Here is a 19,294-nt window from a genome sequence, read left to right on the forward strand (position 1 = left end):
CTTATGCTTCTTTTGTGATCAGAAGCCCGCTTTTGAGCAGTACAGGACGAAGTGCATTGTAGATGACCGCTACCAGAATCGTAGAGACAATTGCATTGACAAATGTTGTCATGGTACTCCATTTTGCAAGTACAGATGCCATCTCCTGCGGCTGTCCGAGAATATACTGTTTATAGAAATATCCTACCAGAGGATCTGCGATCACATTAAATCCAAGTCCGCAGGCGGATGCGATCACGCTCCATTTGAAAATGTATTTCTTATCTGTGCTTTCGTTGATCTTTGCCACTTTGTGTGCCACCAGTCCTACGATCAGACCGATGCAGAATTTGAGGACAAATGTCTTCGGTGCTACAGTGATGTATACCGGATCCATGATGTCTGCAATTGACATACCGATTGCTCCTGCCAGTCCTCCGTACATTCCGCCGACAAGTAGCGCGCCAAGAACACAGAATGCATTTCCGATATGAAGAGATGTTGCATCTCCGCCCGGCATCGGAATCTTAATCTGTAAAAATGTAAAAGATACATAGCAAAGTGCTGCCAAAAGAGCAGTCTGTGCGATTTTTAATACGGTTGTATTTTTCTGTCTCATGTTACGTCTCATCCTTTCTTCTTGTTCCCTATTTTTATTTCTCAAGGATAGACCTATATTACCGCTTGACTGTCTTTTTAGAAATATACAATTTTCATTATTTTTATATGTACAGTTTAATCCAGGCCCAGTATTTCCGCCAGCACTTCCACCATAATTTCGTTGGTGCAGGATTTGACATACCCCATCATATGCAGCGCAATCTCATCCCATTTCTCGGCGTCTGTCAAATCACCTCTGTTTTTCGTCATGTCGATCAGCTGTACAAGCTGTGGTGCCAGTTCTTCATATGTTTCCAATGTCTGCTGAGTTACCATTTTATTCAAATCTTCTTTTGTCCGTGGTACCAATTTTTCTTCCTCCTAATCATCAGATCTGCTCATCTTTGCTTTTACCGATATGAATCGCTTATCCGAAATTTCGTACTTTGAAGTCTCGCTCAGCTTCTCTCTTTTGATCTTTTTTCGCGATATCATCCCGCTTATCGTAGAGTTTTTTACCTTTTGCCAGTCCGATCTCCACTTTGACAAGGCTTCCGCTGAAGTACACTCTTAACGGCACGATTGCCATTCCTTTTTCCTTGATCTTGCCGAGCAGTTTGTTGATCTCACTTTTATGAAGCAGCAGTTTTCTCACTCTGAGCGGATCTTTATTGAATATATTTCCTTTCTCGTATGGACTGATGTGCATTCCGTAAATGAACATTTCTCCGTTTTCGATCCGGATAAATGATTCCTTGATACTGCATTTTCCCATACGGAGAGATTTGACCTCCGTCCCTGCAAGGGCGATCCCCGCCTCGTAGGTATCGAGGATAAAATAGTCATGATATGCTTTCTTGTTATTCGCGATCAGTTTTCCCTGCGTTTTTGCCATCTTGCCTCTCCTTATACCAATTCAAAATCAATCGTTCTTGCTATCGTATCACAGCCCGTCACACGGACTTTCACTTTCTGACCCAATTCATATCTCTTACCTGTGTGAGTACCGACCATCTGAAAATGAGTCTCATCATAATCATAATGATCATCCATCATATTTGCAACATGAACCAGCCCTTCCACCGTATTCGGAAGTTCCACATAAAGACCCCATTTCGTGATGCCGGAAATGACTCCCTCGAATTCTTCTCCGTAGAATTTCTTCATATATTGAACTTTTTTCAGCTTCACCGTCTCACGTTCTGCTTCATCCGCACGGCGTTCCAGGCTGCTCGCCTGCATCGTAACCTCTGTCAGGATCTTCGCGTAATGATCTCTTCGGCTTTCTGTCATTCTTCCGCGCAGATTATCCTTGATAATCCGATGAATCTGCAGATCGGGATAGCGCCTGATCGGCGATGTGAAATGTGTATAGTACTTTGTTGCAAGTCCAAAATGGCCGTCATTATCCGGTGAATACTTCGCCTGTTTCATGGAACGAAGGGTCAGCCGGGAAATCATTGCTTCTTCCTGGCTTCCTTCTATCTTATCCAGCAGTTTCTGCACCTCTTTCGGACGAATCTCCTGTCCTTTCGGAACGTGCATCGTATAGCCGAAATTCTGGATAAATGTGATCAGTTTCTTCATTTTTTCTTCATCCGGCGCTTCATGGACTCTGTATACAAACGGGATTTCCTGCCAGAAATATTCTTCTGCCACCGTCTCATTGGCAAGAAGCATGAAATCTTCAATGATCTTTGTGGCTACATTTCTGTCATACGCCTTGATTTCCAGAGGTGTACCGTCTTCATCCAGCACCATCTTGGATTCCGGGAAGTCGAAATCAATTGCCCCTCGTTTGTGCCTTCTGTTCCTAAGGATCTCAGAAAGTTCTTTCATCAGCTCAAACATCGGAATCAGTGTCTGATAGCGCCGGCATTCTTCCTCGTCATGCTCCTCCAGGATCTTCTTCACACTGGTATAACTCATCCGCTCATCCACATTGACCACCGTCTCTGCGATCTGATGGTCGATTACGTTTCCTTTTGAATCCACCGTCATGATACAACTGAGTGCCAGCCTGTCTTCGCCTGCATTTAAAGAACACATGCCGTTTGAAAGTACATGCGGCAACATAGGGATCACACGGTCTGCCAGATACACACTGGTCCCTCTTTTTAACGCCTCTCTGTCCAATGCGCTGTTTTCCTGCACATAATTCGTCACATCCGCAATGTGAACACCGAGGATATAGTTGTCCCCTTCCTTTGTCAACGTGATCGCGTCATCCAGATCCTTGGCATCCTCACCGTCGATCGTGACCGTCTGCCAGTCCCGGACATCCTTCCTTCCTGCCATGTCTGCTCCGGTCACCGGCTTTGCCACCCGCTCTGCCTGATTCAGCACTTTTTCCGGGAATTCGCTCGGAAGATCATATGCCTTCACGATAGAAAGGATGTCCACCCCCGGATCATTTGCATGACCAAGAATCTCTACGATCCTGCCTTCCGGTTTCTTTCTCTCTCCTCCATAAGATGTCAGTTCCACGACAACCTTATGTCCGGTCACAGCTCCTTTTGACTGCTCTGCCGGGACAAAAATATCCTGTAAGATCCGTTCATTATCCGGCACTACAAAACCGAAATTCTTTCTGCTCTGATAATAACCGACCAGTCTTTGCGTTCCCCGATTCACAATCTTCAGGATCTTTCCTTCTCTTCGTCTTCCTTCCGGTGCCTTCGTAATGGCGACTTCCACTTCATCCCCCTGCATGGCACCGCCCATATCCTCTTCACCGATAAAAATATCCTCCGGCTCTCCTTCCACCGTCACAAATCCGAATCCTCTTGCGTTCGCCTGAAAGATTCCGCGCAGATGCTTCGCTTCCCCTTTGATATATTTCCCTTTCTGAGTGACATGAACCTTGCCTTCTGCCTCCAGCGAATCCATTACTGCCTTCAGTTCATCTCTCTGATCTTTTGGCACCTGCAGCAGCATCGCAAGTTCTTTCAGCTTCATCGGCACATAGAACTCGTCACAGATAAATTCATATATGATTTTCTTCCGCTTTTCAAATATCTCGTCCATTTTTTATCTCCCTGTTTTACTCCCTCGGGCCTCTGTATCGAAAAAAGAACACCCTATAATTACTATAGAGTGTTCCTCATTTTCAACCATTCATTCGTTAACCAAATACTTTCAGATTCAGCACTGCCGCAAGTACGATAAAGAGAACTGCAAGAAACTTGGTAGACTTCACAAGTGCACCTTCCATAGAGCGTCCCTTATGCTGTCCCCAGTACGTATCGGCTGCTCCCGCGATCGTTCCAAGACCGGCTGACTTGCCTTCCTGAAGTAATACGATTGTTGTCAATGCGACACAGTCTATTGCAAAAAGTATTAAAAGAACCGTTTTCAAAATCTCCATTATTCACACCTCCTGATGGATAAACCATGATTATTCTACCATACTATGATGTGTTATTCAAGAAAATTTTTCCTCTTTTTAAATTAATATGTAACTGTTCAGAGCCAAGCAGATTTGATAAAAAAGGCCGATGAATGCTTGCATTCGTGAGAGCCTTTTTTGACAAATCTATTTGGCGGATACGCCACACTGAGAAAACACGAAGTGTTTTCGAGGTTGGCTCTGAACAGTTACATTAATATAAAAAGCTCTTTCTCATTTTCTATTGAATCCGAAAATGCCAAATTATATAATAATGTTATACGCTTTTAATTTTGTACCGGCTCTTTCACAGAGCCGTCAGAATGTAAGTCACCCAAAGCACAAAGGAGTTCCTGCCATGAATATCATCAATAAGAAAACGGCTCAGCAAATCGTCGATACTGTCAAGGATGTCTGTGGGCACAATATAAATTTCATCAATGAAAACGGCATGATCATTGCAAGTACAGATTTAACGCGCATCGGCACCTTCCATGAGGGTGGAAAACAAGTGATCAAGACCGGAATTCCTCTGGAAGTTTACGAAGACAACAGCCTTTCCGGCACACAAAAGGGTGTGAATATTCCGGTGACACACAATGGCATTCTGACTGCCGTAATCGGAATCAGTGGGGAACCGGACGAGGTACGAAGTTATGCTTACCTTGCTGAGAAGATTACCCGTCTTCTGATCCGCGAGCAGGAACTAAATGCCGCTTCCCGGACTCAGACTGAGAAAAAAACTTACTTGATTCAGACACTGTTAAATGGCAATATTGAAAATCCGGAATACATTCAGAAAATGCTTCAGGAATTTCATCTAAATGCTAAGAAGCCAAAACGTGTTCTTCTTCTACAAGTATGCTCTCACGAAGGACGTTCCGGGATTTCCACCGTCGAATCCGCCATTCATCATCTCTTTGAACGGATTCCGGATTCTGTATTCTGTTTTCAGTATCCGAACGAATTTGCAGCGATCATTGACAGTACTTCATTCGATACGCATCAGACAATTCTCGAGTCTTTTGTTTCTGCCAGAGATGATGTGCTTCTTGGAGTTGGACGAACAGACAGTATCTATCAGCTTGATGATTCTCTTCGTACCGCCCGGATTGCTCTGGAAAGTCTCTCCGGTTCAGAGACACATTTTGCCCTTTTTGACAAACTGACTTTGGAAATCATTCTGGCCAGGATAGATTCGGTAACCAAAAAAGACTTTTTATCTAAGGCAGCTGCAGGACTTTCCTCCGAAGAGTTTTCTTTGCTGCGCACCTATTTCGAGGAAGAGCAATCGCTTAACCGAACCTGCGAGAAGCTTTTTCTACATAAAAATACACTTCAATATAAGCTTGACCGCATCTATCGCATTTGTGGATTGAATCCACGCCGATTTCAGGATGCTGTCATTCTCTACCTTGCAGTGAAACTATACTATACGATATCAAGGTAAGTCTTATGCTTAGGCATAGGAAACACTTCAATTTCTTATCATTTGTTTCTTGCATTTTATAACGATTTACGGATTTTTTGGGGAATCATCTTTTTTGACACGTAGTTTCAGCGCACTGCTACGGACTATTATAAATTTATTTCTTTTTGACACGTAACTTAAGGAAAATGCTACGGATTATTCTCTTTTTTCTTCTTTTCAATACGTAAACTATTATATAGCTAGCTACGCTGAGACTTTTTGCCATGTGCAATCGGAGAAATAGGCAAGTTATTTAGTATAGCGTCCGATAAATAACTGTACCAATCACACAGAATACTTCTTCGAGTGTGCAAGGCAAAAAACGCCTCAGCGTAGTAGTTTGAGTATGTTACGTAATACATATATCGTGTTTATTTTCATTCATATATTGTTCCGAATGACATTTTCAACTTTATCATTCCATGATACACTAAAACCATATACAAAGCAGAACACCATGAATATAAAAACGGAGGACATGAAAATGAAAGTTGTAGTTGCAATTGACTCTCTGAAAGGAAGCCTGACTTCCATGGAAGCCGGAATGGCAATTAAAGCTGGAATTCTTGCCGCGAAACCGGATGCTGAAGTTATCGTAAAACCACTTGCGGATGGCGGTGAAGGCACCACAGACGCACTAATCGAAGGTTTAAACGGGGAGCGGATCGATGTTACCGTAACCGGACCTCTCGATGATCCGGTGTCGTGCTATTACGGATACTTAAAAGAAACGAATACAGCTATCATCGAGATGGCATCAGCAGCCGGAATTACACTCACAAATAAAAAAGATCCCCTTCATGCAACCACTTACGGTGTGGGGGAAATGATAAATGACGCCATCAATAAAGGATGCCGAAACTTCATCATCGGAATCGGTGGAAGTGCTACAAATGATGGCGGTATCGGAATGCTGAAAGCTCTTGGCTTTGAATTTCTGGACGAAAACGGTCATGACGCCGGAGAAGGCGGACAAGCCCTTAAAAAAGTCAAATGCATCCTTACGCAAAACAAAAATTCCCTTTTGGATGAGTGTCATTTCCAGGTTGCCTGTGATGTAACAAATCCGCTGTGCGGCAAAAATGGAGCCACTTATATCTATGGTCCTCAAAAAGGCGTGACTGATGATATCAAGGAAAATCTGGATCAGGCCATGGCTCAGTATGCCAACGTTACTGCCAAATACCTTGGATGTGATTATTCGAATGCCGCAGGGGCCGGTGCCGCCGGCGGACTGGGATTTGCACTGCTCAGTTATCTGAACGCCAGCCTTACTCCCGGAATTGATCTGATTCTGAATGCGGTTGAATTGGAAAAAGAACTGAAAGACGCTGATGTCGCAGTAACCGGTGAAGGCCGGCTCGATCACCAGACCGCAATGGGAAAAGCTCCTATAGGAGTTGCAAAACTGGCGAAAAAATACAATGCAAAAGTTATCGCTTTTGCCGGAAGTGTCACTCCGGAAGCCACCGCATGCAACCAGGCCGGGATTGATGCATTTTTCCCGATTGTCCGCGGAATTACAACGCTTGAGGAGGCCATGAATCCCGAATGTGCCAAAACAAATATGCGTGCAGCGGTAGAACAGGTATTTCGCCTTTTATAGTGTGCTAATTCCTCCATTTCGTCTCATCCGCTATATCAGCAAATCAGCCAGAGAGTTCTTCTCTCTGGCTGTCTGACATTTTATTTCCGCCCAATATTTTTTCCCCCTTTTTCTCGGACGTTTTCTGTGCTATATTGGACATGGATTTTGATGCTCTCATCATATCTGCGGATTGTTCCGGAACTTATTTCCCTGCAATCCGGAAAACACAATTGGAGGATGAAAATATGAACTTTCTAAGTATTTTTGATGTCATTGGTCCCAACATGATCGGGCCTTCCAGCTCCCACACCGCGGGTGCTGTTTCCATGGCATTGCTGGCACGCAAAATGTGTCCGGAACCGATTAAAAAGGTAACCTTTACCCTCTACGGTTCTTTTGCCAAAACCTATCACGGCCACGGTACCGATCGCGCACTACTGGGCGGAATTCTTGGATTTTCCACAGATGACGCCAGAATCCGTGATGCCTTTGAGCTTGCCAAAGAATTCGGTGTGGAATATGAGTACATCATCGATGAGGAGACAGTAACCGATCATCCGAATACTGCCGATATCGCAATGACCGGAATTAACGGCTACGAACTGATGGTTCGCGGGGAATCCATCGGGGGCGGCAAGATAAAGATCGTGCGTATTGGTAATATCGATGTGGAATTTACCGGAGAATACAGTACACTCATCGTAAAACAGCTCGATACTCCGGGTGTCGTTGCACATATTACCCAGTGTCTCAGCAACCAGAATGTAAATATCGCTTTCATGCGCCTGTTCCGGGAAGATAAGGGTGCTACTGCTTATACAGTAGTCGAATCCGACGAACCTATTCCGGAGAGCATTCTGGCTGAAATCCGGACAAATGAAAATGTCCGCGAACTGATGCTGGTTCAGATGTAGGAGGTACGGACGATGGATTTTAGAAACGGACAAGAATTACTGGAACTCTGTCAAAAAGAAAATATCAGCATTTCCGAGGCCATGAAGACCCGTGAGATCACTTGCGGCACACTCACTTCCGAGGAAATTGACAAAAAACTGAAAACGGTACTGACCATCATGAAAGATGCGGTCAATGAACCGCTGATGCAGCCGAAACGTTCCATGGGCGGCCTGATCGGAGGCGAAGCTAAAAAAGTATCCGACTTCGGCAAGACAGACCGAAGTGTCTGCGGTTCCCTAATGAGTAAGGCAATTTCCTACAGCATGGCCGTTCTGGAGGTCAACGCCTCCATGGGACTGATCGTCGCCGCCCCTACCGCCGGTTCTGCCGGGGTACTCCCGGGTGTACTTCTCGCACTGCAGGAAGAAAAACAGCTGTCAAACGAACGCCTTCATTCTGCGATTTTGAATGCATCCGCAATCGGTTATATTCTGATGCGAAATGCATCTGTATCCGGCGCCGAAGCCGGATGCCAGGCTGAGGTTGGTGCGGCTTCCGCCATGGCAGCAAGTGCGGTCGTGGAAATCATGGGTGGAACACCGGAAATGTCACTTGAGGCTGCATCCATTGCCATGTCCAACCTGCTTGGAATGGTCTGCGATCCGATTGCCGGACTGGTTGAATCTCCGTGCCAGAGTCGCAACACCATCGGTGCTGCAAACGCAATCACCTGCGCCGAGCTTGCCCTTGCCGGGGTCACTCACCCGATTCCGTTTGATGAGATGGCAGAAGCAATGTACCGCGTAGGAAAGAGTATTCCGTTTGAGCTTCGGGAAACAGCAATGGGAGGATGTGCGGGAACACCGACCGGATGCACTTTGGGATGTCATGCCTGCTCCAAGGCTTAATGATTCGGAAATAAAAAAATCCCGTGGAATTCTTTTTACACATGAAATTCCACGGGTTTTTCTTTTTGCTATCCTCTATGTTTTCAAAATTAATACACCAGCCTGCTTCCGTTCAGCTTAATCACCCTGTCAATCTGATTCCACGATGCCATCCTGTAGGAATACGCCGCCGACTCAAACAAGGCATAAATACTGCTTCCGTCCTGATAGATCTGCTCCAGACGTTCCGGAAATTTGATCGTCTTATATGCCTCTGAAGATGACAGAATTCCATATCTTGAATAATTGAATATCTGTACTTCCGAAGGCATGATCCCCCAGGATATCGTAAGCAGGATCTTATTATTGTAAAATGCCATCCCCTGAACTTTTCCTGAAATCACCTGCATACTCACAGCACATGCCACCGGATCGATCACTCCTACCGTCCGCTTCAGATTCATATCCGATTTTTCATACAAGGTTCCGTCTGCGTTGATCAGGTATTTCTCAATAATACTCGCATTATCCTTGGTAAAAAATCCTACGAAGAGCGCTCCGTCATGATAGGTCATAAAAGAGGCCCTCTGAATCCGGTAAAGATTGTATGAGAGATCAAATTCAATGGGCTGATAATTCTCCGTAAAATCATAACTTTCCAGGTGCTTCAGCGTAATTGCATTTGCCTGCGCCCAGGTAGAACCCTGCCCGGTGATCCAGAGATTATGATTCATGGTGTCATATGCCATTCCACCGACATGAGCCCGGGTCCCCAGCACGATTTCTTTTACATACTCATGCGTTTTCTTATCAATCACATAAATGACAGAATTATGCTCCTTCGTTCTGCAGTACGCACTGATCAGGACATAATCCTCCGTAATCGCCAGCCCCTGCGGCGTCATGGACGTACAGACATGCGGCGTGCCTTCTTTCTTATACTGAATCGTCCTGGTCGCCTTGAGTCCCGGCACAACGTAAGTTCCGTATTCCTCATCCGCCTCATCTTCATCGCACGCATATTCATAAACCGTGCTGTTCCGCTTCAAGGTCCTCAGATATCGTTCCATCGTATAAACAGGATCTGTATTCGTCTCGGTCAGTTCCGTTTCCGGCTCTGTCTCGGCACGGTACTCCCACGCATAATACCAGTAACCCGTCCCGATAGCGGCAACAATCAGAAACGCTGCAAGCCTGCGCCGGAATCTTTTCCAGTTGATTCGTTTCTTTTTTTCTTTTTCCGACGGGTTATCTGTTCTGCCCGCCATTTCCTGTGTATCCTTGTGTTTCTTTTCCTTCATTTGCAGTCACTTCGTCTTTATATTCTTTCTGAGAGGAGAAACCTTTTCCCTTTACCTCATTCACATGCCCGATCACCATAAATGCTTCCGGATCCGTTTCCTGTACGAGTCGGTTCAGACGCACCAGTTCCCGGTTTGAAACCACCGTCATGATCATTTTCTGCTCATTTTTCAGATACCCCGTCTGCACATGGAATAAAGTGGTTCCCCTATCCAGTTTTTCCTGAATCTGTGCATTTAACTCATTATATTTTTCAGAAACGATGCTGACCTGCGTCTTCGTTGTCCCGATCAAAAGGATTTTGTCCAAAACCATGGTATAGACCAATACCAGCAGAATTCCATAGATGATCTGTTCCTTATCGGAAAACATCATCTGCATGAGCAGGATCGCGAAATCAAAAGCATACATCAGAACCGATACCGGAATTCCAAAATACTTGTTAAGCACCAGTGGCGGTATGTCCATACCACCGGTCGATGCTCCCGCTCGAATCACAATTCCGATTCCAAATCCGATCATCAGTCCTCCGCAGATCGTAGATAACATGCGGTCTGTTGTAATATCAGATAATACCGGGATGTTCTGAAAAGCGCCAAGAATCACCGGGTAATAGAATGTACTGATCAGTGTCGTTAATGCAAATTTTTTTCCCAGAGCAAGTGCCCCGACCAAAAACATCAGCACATTAAAAATCATTACAAATGTATGCAGCGGAACATTCAAATAATGTCCAAGCGTCAGACCGATTCCGGTTGTTCCTCCCATAATCAGCGAACTCGGCAAAATAAACACTACGATTGCCAATGCATAAATCGTATTCCCCAGTAATACCATTCCCCAATTCTTCATATCTTTTATTTTCATCATTCTCTCCCGATATTTTGATTCTTTCCTATGCACCTTCCCCGATGTGCATCTTTACAACAGTAATAGTATACTCGCGGAGTTATTGCATAACAAGTGATATTTCAATATTTTCTGTATTTTTTATTCGAAAATACTATGTCCCATTCTTTTATTCTGAGCTATAATAAAGATATAGTTTTATGGCAGGGCAGCACCGATTTTGCCCGGAATCTGCCAGAAGAAAAGAGGTATCATATGAATCAGATTGAGCAACTTCAGGAAATGATCGATGAAAGTCATAATATTGTATTCTTCGGCGGTGCGGGGGTCTCCACCGAAAGTAATATTCCGGACTTCCGCAGCGCTGACGGCCTGTATCAGCAGCAATACAAATACTCTCCGGAACAGATTGTAAGCCATTCATTTTTCATGAGAAACACAGAAGCTTTTTATGAATTTTACAAAGAGAAAATGATGTTTCTTGATGCGAAACCGAACCCGGCACACTATAAGCTCGCTGAACTTGAGGCTGCCGGAAAACTGACGGCCGTGATCACACAAAATATCGACGGTCTTCATCAGGCAGCAGGCAGTAAAAACGTACTGGAACTGCACGGAAGCATTCATCGCAATTATTGTATGCGCTGCGGTAAAAAGTACGATGCCGCCTATGTTAAAAATTCTGACGGAATTCCAAAATGTGAATGTGGAGGGACCATCCGACCGGATGTCGTGCTCTATGAAGAAGGGTTAGATTCCGTTATTATTCAGAAAAGTATCAGTGCGATCGCAAATGCTGATATGCTGATTATCGGTGGAACCTCCTTGGTCGTTTACCCTGCTGCGGGATTTATTGATTATTTCCGGGGAAAGAACCTGGTTGTGATCAATAAGGATACTACGGCTCGGGAAGTGGGAGCATCGCTTACGATACATGAACCGATTGGGGAAGTGCTTTCTAAAATTTGTTGTTGAGAAGAGGGACGCCCCCACGCTCCCCGGTTTTATTCCGGACTCGCTTTCGCTCGGGGGAAAACGCAGCGGTACTATGATGCCAGGTTGTCGCCTGCCGGCGACTCCTGCCATCAAGTGCCGGCGTTTTCCACGGTCCGGAATCAAACCGGGGAGTGTGGGGGCTGAGATTCTTATGTTGTACGTGGGATAAGTATTAGACGGGAGATATTGGTACATATGAAGGGGGCTGCGGCTTCTTTGGGAAGCGGCAGCCTATTGGATTAGGTCTTTGATTATTTTGTCAATGTCATATTCTGGGGCATGTTTTGACGCCGCATCGCATATTTTTTGAATTGTTTCTTCGTCTTCTTCTAACATATCTGCAATTTCTGGTATGGATATATTTTTTTGAAGTTTTTTACAGGTTAACTGCACTAATTTGCGTTCTTCTCCTTCTATTCGTCCCTGTTCTCTGCTGATTCTTCTCGTTTCCTGGACATCATATGCTTCAAAACTGTCAAATAACATATCGAATTCCCTCCGTGTAATCTGATCGGTAAATTTTTCAACCTCACTGCGGGGGACATTCATCCGATATAGCAGCGTGGCAATGATTTTACCGATTATTGTTAATAAATAATCCGGTGTATTTTCCGAAAGATTATCAAAATACTCTTTTGGTATCTCTCTCAGATTTCTGAATTCCATAGAATTGCGGAGTTTGTTAATCAGAAAAATTAACGACAATTCATCATTCTTTTCTATCAGTTCCCGGTTACTGTAAGACGTTAACGGCACAACCAAGTACTCAAAATCCGGAATATACTTTTCCAATGCATCACTAAGATATACCCTGTCTTTGAAATTTCGCACTGCTGTCCAGGTTTCTGTTCCTTCATAGTACACGATTGGTATTATAGGTGGGTATTGAAATGCCTTCGTTTTCGTAATGCCGGGATGAATCTTTTCCTGCTCCGTTTCGTAATCAGTCAGTATCATTACGATATATCGCAAGAGTTTGAATGCCATATCATAATGAACTTTGGACTGATGTTCCACCACTGCAATCAAATAAAGTGATTGTTCTTTTAAGTGAATCTTTTTTACAGAATCCGAGTCCCGCCCTTCCTGCCACATAGGAAGAAAACGCTCAGAGATGTCTTCAATATCTTCCGGTTCTACATTTTTTAGCAATTCTATATTCACGTATCCTCTTAAAAACTGCGCGCAAAGAATAGGATCATCAAAAATAAGTTTTGCTCCATTGTCTTTTAGTTCCCGATTTTTTACTATCTGACTACTTTCTGACAGATTTTCTCCTTTTTGGGTCATATGTTCTCCTCCTTCTGCAGAACATATAACCATCAGAAATCTTTTATCTTATCTGTATTTTAACAGAGATATGCAAAAATGGCAATGTAACCCCAATGATTCCTATATTCTGCCCGTTTTATTCTGTTATTCATCAAAACTTGAATTTCCTGCCGAATGGCTTTGAAAATCTAAATATTGAGTTTTAGAATACCATCGAAAATGGCTACTCTGAATTTGATGTTTTCGCTAGTATAGCATAGAGGGGTGTTGATAGTCAATGGGGAATTGTTCTGAGAAGGGACGCCCCCACGGTCCGGAATCAAACCGGGGAGTGTGGGGGCTGAGATTCTTATGTTGTACGTGGGATAAGTATTAGACGGGAGATATTGGTACATATGAAGGGGGCTGCGGCTTCTTTGGGAAGCGCAGCCCTCTGAGTTTAAACGGGATTATGCCTTATGGGACCTGTTGTTAGCAGGTTTTGAAGAATTGGTAAAGGCCTTCGAGGGCTTTGGTGAGGACGGGAATCTCGTCTTCGGTGATGTGTTCCAGGATGGCTTCTACCATTTTTTTGTGGAATTCGGCGTGGTGGTGGTAGGCTTTTTCGCCTTTGGGGGTGAGGTGGATGTTGACCACGCGTCTGTCTTCTTCGCTTCGTTCGCGGAGAACGTATTTTTTGTTGACCAGGGCGTTCATGGAGGTGGTGAGTGAGCCTACGGTGATTCCGAGTTTGCGGGCGATGTTGGACATTTTATCTCCTTCTCCGAGACCGACGGCTTCGATGATATGCATATCGTTGTTCGTCAGGTCTTTGAATTCTTCGGTGATGACCGCTTTTTCTTCTAATTCTAATATATCGTTGAACAAATGTACAAATAATTTGTTAATGCTCTCGTATGCGTCCACGAATTTTCTCCTCTGGTACTTGTTTTTCTTTTATTATACACAGCTTTCGAGCAAAGAATCAATCACTTCTTTTACAGTTTCTATTTTTTCTGCTTTCCATGCATCAGCGCCGCAGAAAAGTAATGCATTTTCAATGTTGCCTTTTGCTGCGTTGATGAGAGCCTCTGTAATGCAGTATGGTGTTTTTGCCGGGTTGCATGTTTTGATGCATGCAAGACATTTTTTGGGAGGACGGCGCTCTCCTTCCATGATGTGTCGGATGAAGGGATTGGCGATGGCTCTTCCGGGCATTCCTACCGGGCTTTTTACGATCAGGATATCTTCCGGTGCGGCGTTCAGATAGCTTTCTTTATACCGGATGTCTGCGTCGCATTCCCATGTGGTTACAAAGCGGCTGGCTACCTGGATTGCATCGGCTCCAAGCTCAAATGCGTGTCTGGCTGCGTTTGCATCGCTGATGCCGCCTGCCAGTGCGACCGGAATTCTGCAGTTATATTTCTCTTCGTATGATTTTACGGCTTTGATGATCTTCCTGATTTCTTCATCATATGTGTTCTGATCGAACTGTTCCAGCTGTGCCTCGTCAAATCCAAGATGTCCTCCGGCTTTTGGCCCTTCTATGACGACCAGGTCTGCGGTGCGGCTGTATTTTTTGTCCCAGTATTTGAGGATCACTTTCACGGATTTTTCTGTTGATACGATCGGAGCGATCTTTGCATCCGTACCTTTTACGAATTCAGGCAGTTCTGTCGGCAGACCGGCTCCGGATATGATCAGATCTGCGCCTGCCCTTGCTGCTTCGCGCACATATTCTCCATAGTGCTGCATGGCAACCATAATATTAAAACCGATCACGCCTTCCGGCGCAATTGCGCGGGCTTTTTCGAGTTCACTGTGAATGGCTCTTAAATTTGCCGCCTTGGAATCTTTCTCAAAATCAGGATCACGAAATCCGATCTGTGCAGCGGAAATGATCCCGATTCCACCTTCTTTGGCAACATTTCCGGCAAGATTTGAGAGACTGATTCCGATTCCCATTCCGCCCTGGATCAATGGTTTTTTCGCCGTCAGATTTCCTATTTTCAATGATGGATATTCCATATCTGTACCCCGTACCTTTCTACATGTTCCGGAAGCGCTGATATCGTTTTTCCGTCAGCTCTTCTGTTGACAAAGCTCCATATTTTTTCAGGAATTCCTGTATGGACCTGTCCATCTCTCCTGTCAATCCTCCCATATTTTCCACAGTCAGATGTTCCGGTTCTTCAAAAACTTTCTCCACAATTCCCGCCTGATACAGGTGGGCTGCTGTAAGTTTCATGACTTTTGCAGCTTCTTCCGCGCGTTTGCTGTCTTTCCACAGGATACTTGCAAAGCCCTCCGGTGACAGGATAGAGTAAATGGAGTTCTCCAGCATCCAGACTTCATCCGAGGTTGCCATGGCGAGCGCTCCGCCGCTTCCACCTTCTCCGATCACAACCGAAAGCACCGGAACTTTCAGACCGGACATTTCAAACAGGTTTCTGGCAATCGCTTCTCCCTGTCCGCGTTCTTCTGCCTCCAGTCCGCAAAATGCACCCGGAGTATCTACAAAGCAGATGATCGGGCGTGCAAATTTTTCCGCCTGTTTCATCAGTCTCAGTGCTTTTCTGTATCCGTCCGGAGACGGCATACCGAAATTCCGTTCAATATTTTCTTTCGTATTTCTTCCCTTAGCCTGCGCAATGACCGTCACCGGCATGCCATGAAACCGTGCAATTCCTCCGATGATCGCTTTGTCGTCCTTGTAGTATCGGTCACCATGAAGTTCTGCAAAATCTGTAAATAAAGCATCAATATAATCGGAACCTACCGGTCTGTCTTTCAGCCGGGAAATCTGAACACGCTCCCAGGCGCTTTTCGCCTTTGGAGTTTCTCTGTGTTCTTCCAGTCCGGTATTGTCCTTTCCTACATTTTCTTCCAAATTCCGCTTTGTACGTCCTTCTGAGCTTTCCGTAAATTGTGACATTTTCCCCGCCTCATGCATGCTTACAAGCTGAGCAAGTGTCTGACGCAGTTCTTTTCGTTCTACAATCTTATCCACAAACCCGTGTTCCAGAAGAAATTCAGATCTCTGGAACCCTTTCGGAAGTTTTTGTCCGATGGTCTGTTCAATCACACGCGGTCCCGCAAAACCGATCAGCGCATTTGGTTCAGCCAGAATGATATCTCCTAACATGGCAAAACTTGCTGTAACCCCTCCTGTCGTAGGATCTGTCAAAACACTGATGTAGAGCTGTCCGGCGTCATGATGCCGTTTTAAGGCTGCAGAAGTCTTGGCCATCTGCATCAGAGAATGAATTCCCTCCTGCATTCTCGCTCCTCCCGAGCATGCAAAGATAATCACCGGAAGCTTTGCCTGCGTCGCGCGCTCAACAGCACGTGTAATCTTCTCACCGACTACTTTCCCCATACTTGCCATCATGAATCGTCCGTCACATACAGCCAGCGCCACTTCACGTCCTTCTATTTTTGCCTTACCGGTCACAACCGCCTCATCCAGCCCAGTCTTCTCCTGAAGCATTTTTACCTTTTCTTCATAGCCTTTATAATGCAGTGGATTTCCGGAGGTAAGGCCCTCGTCCCATGCCTCAAACGTATCTGGATCAGCGATCATTTCTATGCGTCGCATCGCATGTACTCTGAAATAATTTCCGCATTTCGGACAAATATAGTATCCTTTTTTCACATCTTCCGTGAAAATCGCCGCTTTACAGGCATTACATTTTTTCAGAATTCCTTCCGGCACTTCCGGAGATGTCATTCGCTTACCGGATCCTTCATTTTTCCCAAGGTTGATTCCCTTTTTAAACATATTTGCCAACTGCATTTTTCTACTCTCCTGACTCCTGCTACATTACGAACTGCTAGGCCTCTGTATTTCCCAGAAGTTCCTGTTCTTTTTCTGCTACAAACTCTATATCAAAATTTCCATCCTGATAATCCGGGTGGCACATGATCTCATACTGATAATCAACATTTGTATCGATTCCCTCAATGATGATCTCTCCAAGCGCACACTGCATCTTACGGACAGCTTCTTTTCGGGTCTTTGCGAAAACGATCAGTTTCGCCAGCATATTATCATAATATGGCGGTACGCTGTAACCACTGTAAATAGCGGAATCGATCCGGACTCCTTTGCCCCCCGGAAGGTACATATCCCGAATGGTTCCCGGGCATGGGCGGAAATTCTTTGCCGGATTCTCCGCGTTGATTCTGCACTCGATGGCATGCCCCGTCAAATGCACATCTTCCTGCTTTATCGCAAGTTCTTCGCCGTCGGCAATGCGGATCTGTGCCTTGATAAGGTCAATTCCGGTCACCCACTCTGTCACCGGATGCTCCACCTGGATCCGGGTATTCATTTCCATGAAATAGAATTTTCCGGTCTTTTCCAAAAGGAACTCGATGGTACCGGCATTTTCATAATGGGCCGCTTTGGCTGCGCGAACTGCTGCGGCTCCCATTTCCGCACGAAGTTCTTCGGAAATGGCCATACACGGGGATTCCTCCACCAGTTTCTGATGGTTTCTCTGAATCGAACAGTCACGTTCTCCCAGATGGATGACATTTCCGTATTTATCTGCAAGGATCTGAAATTCAATGTGTTTCGGATGCTGTACAAAATGCTCCAGATACATGGTGCCGTCTCCGAACGCTGCCTTTGCTTCTGACTGCGCAGTGTGGAATGCATTTTCAAATTCGTCCGGCGTCTGTGCCACGCGCATTCCCTTGCCGCCGCCTCCAAGTGCTGCTTTGATGATCACCGGATACCCGGTCTCTTCTGCAATCTTTGCGCCTTCTTCTGCATCATAAATCGCATGGTCACTTCCCGGAATGACCGGCACATTTGCCTGTACCATTGTGGTTCGCGCCTGGGATTTGTCTCCAAGGCTGCGGATCACATCGGCTCCCGGCCCGATGAAAATAATATTGCATTGTTCGCACAGTTCTGCAAAACGGCTGTTTTCAGACAAGAATCCGAATCCGGGATGAATCGCATCGGCTCCCGAAATAATCGTCGCACTGATGATCTGTTCCATATTCAGATAACTGTCTGAGGACGGCGCAGGTCCGATACAGACTGCTTCGTCTGCAAGCTGTGTGTGAAGCGCCTCTTTGTCAGCTTCCGAATACACCGCAACCGTCTCGATTCCCATTTCTCTGCACGCACGAATGATACGCACCGCAATCTCGCCACGATTGGCAATCAGTATTTTCCTAATCATATCTATCCCCTATCCGATCATCAGCGACAACTCTGCTTTTACAGCCACTTCTCCGTCAACAGAGGCAATTCCTTCCCCGATGACCAGAGGGCCTTTCTGCCGGATGATTCTCGCCTCCAGTTTCAGCTTATCTCCCGGAACGACCTTGCGGCGGAACTTGCAGTTCTTGATTCCCCCGAAATATCCGAGCTTTCCTTTGTTTTCTTCCTGCATCAGAACCGCTACTGCTCCGGTCTGCGCCAGTGCTTCCACGATCAGAACGCCCGGCATGACCGGCTCCTGCGGGAAATGTCCCGCAAAGAAATCCTCACGGTATGTAACGCATTTGTACCCGATGGCATACTCGCCCGGTTCATAGTCCTCAATGTAATCCACCAGCAGAAACGGATGTCTGTGCGGAATGATTTCCTTAATCTCTGTAATACCCAAATGTTTCATCGCTGCCTCCTTACGCAATTCTGAATAACGGCTGTCCGTATTCTACGGCTTCCCCATTCTTTACCAGCACTTCTGTAACCGTACCGTCAAATTCAGATTCAATTTCATTCATCAGTTTCATTGCTTCTACGATTGCCACAGTCTGCCCCTTCTTCACACGGTCGCCCACAGACACAAAAGGCTGGGCATCTTCTGCCGGTGCAGCGTAAAATGTTCCGACAAGTGGAGATTTAACTAGATTTCCGTTCGGTTCCATCGCCGGGATCTCTGCTTTCGCGGCCTGCGTTTTCTGTTCTATTGTAACAACCTGAACGTTTTCATTCGTACCCTTTACCGGTTCTTTTTCTTTTCGGATATTCAGTTTTACATTTCCTTCTTCATATTCAAAGCCACTCAGTGCCGAATCGGAAACGGCCTGAATTAATTTCACCAGATTCTCTAATTCCATCA

The 19,294-nt window shown here is 45.4% G+C and carries 19 protein-coding genes; 5 read left to right on the forward strand and 14 right to left on the reverse strand.

What is annotated here, in order from left to right:
• Position 1: 1 nt before the first annotated feature.
• The 5 genes from ACTNA4_RS04645 to secG all read right to left on the reverse strand — a co-directional run bounded on the left by ACTNA4_RS04645 (position 2) and on the right by secG (position 3,946).
• Entirely contained in the window at positions 2–598 is a 597-nt protein-coding gene (locus ACTNA4_RS04645) for an ECF transporter S component (RefSeq protein ID WP_441028741.1), read from the reverse strand.
• A 116-nt stretch (positions 599–714) separates the two neighbouring features.
• A complete protein-coding gene (locus ACTNA4_RS04650; protein ID WP_427806217.1) occupies positions 715–948 on the reverse strand; it encodes a hypothetical protein in 234 nt (77 codons plus the stop codon).
• Positions 949–1,006: 58 nt separating this feature from the next.
• Positions 1,007–1,474, reverse strand: coding sequence for an SsrA-binding protein SmpB (gene smpB, locus ACTNA4_RS04655; protein ID WP_441018631.1), 468 nt, complete (start codon positions 1,472–1,474; stop codon positions 1,007–1,009).
• Positions 1,475–1,485: 11 nt separating this feature from the next.
• Positions 1,486–3,606: a ribonuclease R gene (gene rnr, locus ACTNA4_RS04660; RefSeq protein WP_441028743.1), complete on the reverse strand. Its 2,121-nt coding sequence runs from the start codon at positions 3,604–3,606 to the stop codon at positions 1,486–1,488.
• A 97-nt stretch (positions 3,607–3,703) separates the two neighbouring features.
• Positions 3,704–3,946 (reverse strand): preprotein translocase subunit SecG, encoded by a 243-nt coding sequence (gene secG, locus ACTNA4_RS04665; RefSeq protein ID WP_427806214.1) that lies wholly within the window; start codon positions 3,944–3,946, stop codon positions 3,704–3,706.
• A gap of 379 nt (positions 3,947–4,325) precedes the next feature.
• Here secG and ACTNA4_RS04670 point away from each other — a divergent pair, with 379 nt between their 5' ends.
• The 4 genes from ACTNA4_RS04670 to sdaAA all read left to right on the forward strand — a co-directional run bounded on the left by ACTNA4_RS04670 (position 4,326) and on the right by sdaAA (position 8,831).
• Positions 4,326–5,417 (forward strand): CdaR family transcriptional regulator, encoded by a 1,092-nt coding sequence (locus ACTNA4_RS04670; RefSeq protein ID WP_441028745.1) that lies wholly within the window; start codon positions 4,326–4,328, stop codon positions 5,415–5,417.
• A 505-nt stretch (positions 5,418–5,922) separates the two neighbouring features.
• Positions 5,923–7,044: a glycerate kinase gene (locus tag ACTNA4_RS04675; protein WP_427818841.1), complete on the forward strand. Its 1,122-nt coding sequence runs from the start codon at positions 5,923–5,925 to the stop codon at positions 7,042–7,044.
• A 227-nt stretch (positions 7,045–7,271) separates the two neighbouring features.
• Positions 7,272–7,940, forward strand: a complete 669-nt coding sequence (gene sdaAB, locus ACTNA4_RS04680) for an L-serine ammonia-lyase, iron-sulfur-dependent subunit beta (RefSeq protein WP_427806198.1) — start codon at positions 7,272–7,274, stop codon at positions 7,938–7,940.
• A gap of 12 nt (positions 7,941–7,952) precedes the next feature.
• Positions 7,953–8,831, forward strand: a complete 879-nt coding sequence (sdaAA, locus tag ACTNA4_RS04685; protein ID WP_441028747.1) for an L-serine ammonia-lyase, iron-sulfur-dependent, subunit alpha — start codon at positions 7,953–7,955, stop codon at positions 8,829–8,831.
• 89 nt (positions 8,832–8,920) lie between these two features.
• Here the strand turns inward: sdaAA and ACTNA4_RS04690 are convergent, their stop codons facing one another.
• Positions 8,921–10,111: a YncE family protein gene (locus tag ACTNA4_RS04690; RefSeq protein ID WP_441024245.1), complete on the reverse strand. Its 1,191-nt coding sequence runs from the start codon at positions 10,109–10,111 to the stop codon at positions 8,921–8,923.
• A complete protein-coding gene (locus ACTNA4_RS04695; RefSeq protein ID WP_427807837.1) occupies positions 10,059–10,979 on the reverse strand; it encodes a YitT family protein in 921 nt (306 codons plus the stop codon). The genes ACTNA4_RS04690 and ACTNA4_RS04695 overlap by 53 nt, the downstream gene beginning before the upstream one ends.
• 237 nt (positions 10,980–11,216) lie before the next feature.
• Between ACTNA4_RS04695 and ACTNA4_RS04700 the strand changes: the two genes are divergently transcribed.
• A complete protein-coding gene (locus ACTNA4_RS04700) occupies positions 11,217–11,936 on the forward strand; it encodes an NAD-dependent protein deacylase (protein ID WP_427807721.1) in 720 nt (239 codons plus the stop codon).
• A gap of 252 nt (positions 11,937–12,188) precedes the next feature.
• Here the strand turns inward: ACTNA4_RS04700 and ACTNA4_RS04705 are convergent, their stop codons facing one another.
• The 7 genes from ACTNA4_RS04705 to accB form a co-directional block, all read right to left on the reverse strand.
• The gene (locus ACTNA4_RS04705) at positions 12,189–13,247 is read right to left on the reverse strand and encodes an Rpn family recombination-promoting nuclease/putative transposase (protein WP_441028749.1); all 1,059 of its coding nucleotides are present in this window, start codon (positions 13,245–13,247) and stop codon (positions 12,189–12,191) included.
• Positions 13,248–13,700: 453 nt separating this feature from the next.
• Positions 13,701–14,135, reverse strand: a complete 435-nt coding sequence (locus ACTNA4_RS04710) for a MarR family winged helix-turn-helix transcriptional regulator (protein WP_427818836.1) — start codon at positions 14,133–14,135, stop codon at positions 13,701–13,703.
• A 33-nt stretch (positions 14,136–14,168) separates the two neighbouring features.
• A complete protein-coding gene (locus tag ACTNA4_RS04715; RefSeq protein WP_441028751.1) occupies positions 14,169–15,236 on the reverse strand; it encodes an NAD(P)H-dependent flavin oxidoreductase in 1,068 nt (355 codons plus the stop codon).
• Positions 15,237–15,255: 19 nt separating this feature from the next.
• Positions 15,256–17,004 carry an acetyl-CoA carboxylase carboxyltransferase subunit alpha gene (locus ACTNA4_RS04720; RefSeq protein WP_441017923.1) on the reverse strand — a complete coding sequence of 583 codons (1,749 nt, stop codon included), beginning with the start codon at positions 17,002–17,004 and terminating at the stop codon, positions 15,256–15,258.
• Between the two features lie 37 nt (positions 17,005–17,041).
• Positions 17,042–18,406: an acetyl-CoA carboxylase biotin carboxylase subunit gene (locus ACTNA4_RS04725; RefSeq protein ID WP_441028753.1), complete on the reverse strand. Its 1,365-nt coding sequence runs from the start codon at positions 18,404–18,406 to the stop codon at positions 17,042–17,044.
• 9 nt (positions 18,407–18,415) lie between these two features.
• On the reverse strand, positions 18,416–18,844 hold the full coding sequence (gene fabZ, locus ACTNA4_RS04730; RefSeq protein ID WP_427807733.1) for a 3-hydroxyacyl-ACP dehydratase FabZ: 429 nt from the start codon (positions 18,842–18,844) through the stop codon (positions 18,416–18,418).
• Positions 18,845–18,854: 10 nt separating this feature from the next.
• On the reverse strand, positions 18,855–19,292 hold the full coding sequence (gene accB / locus ACTNA4_RS04735; protein ID WP_427807839.1) for an acetyl-CoA carboxylase biotin carboxyl carrier protein: 438 nt from the start codon (positions 19,290–19,292) through the stop codon (positions 18,855–18,857).
• Positions 19,293–19,294 lie beyond the last annotated feature (2 nt).

It is taken from the genome of Bariatricus sp. HCP28S3_A7 (assembly GCF_052066375.1).
Classification (GTDB): Bacteria; Bacillota; Clostridia; order Lachnospirales; family Lachnospiraceae; genus Allocoprococcus.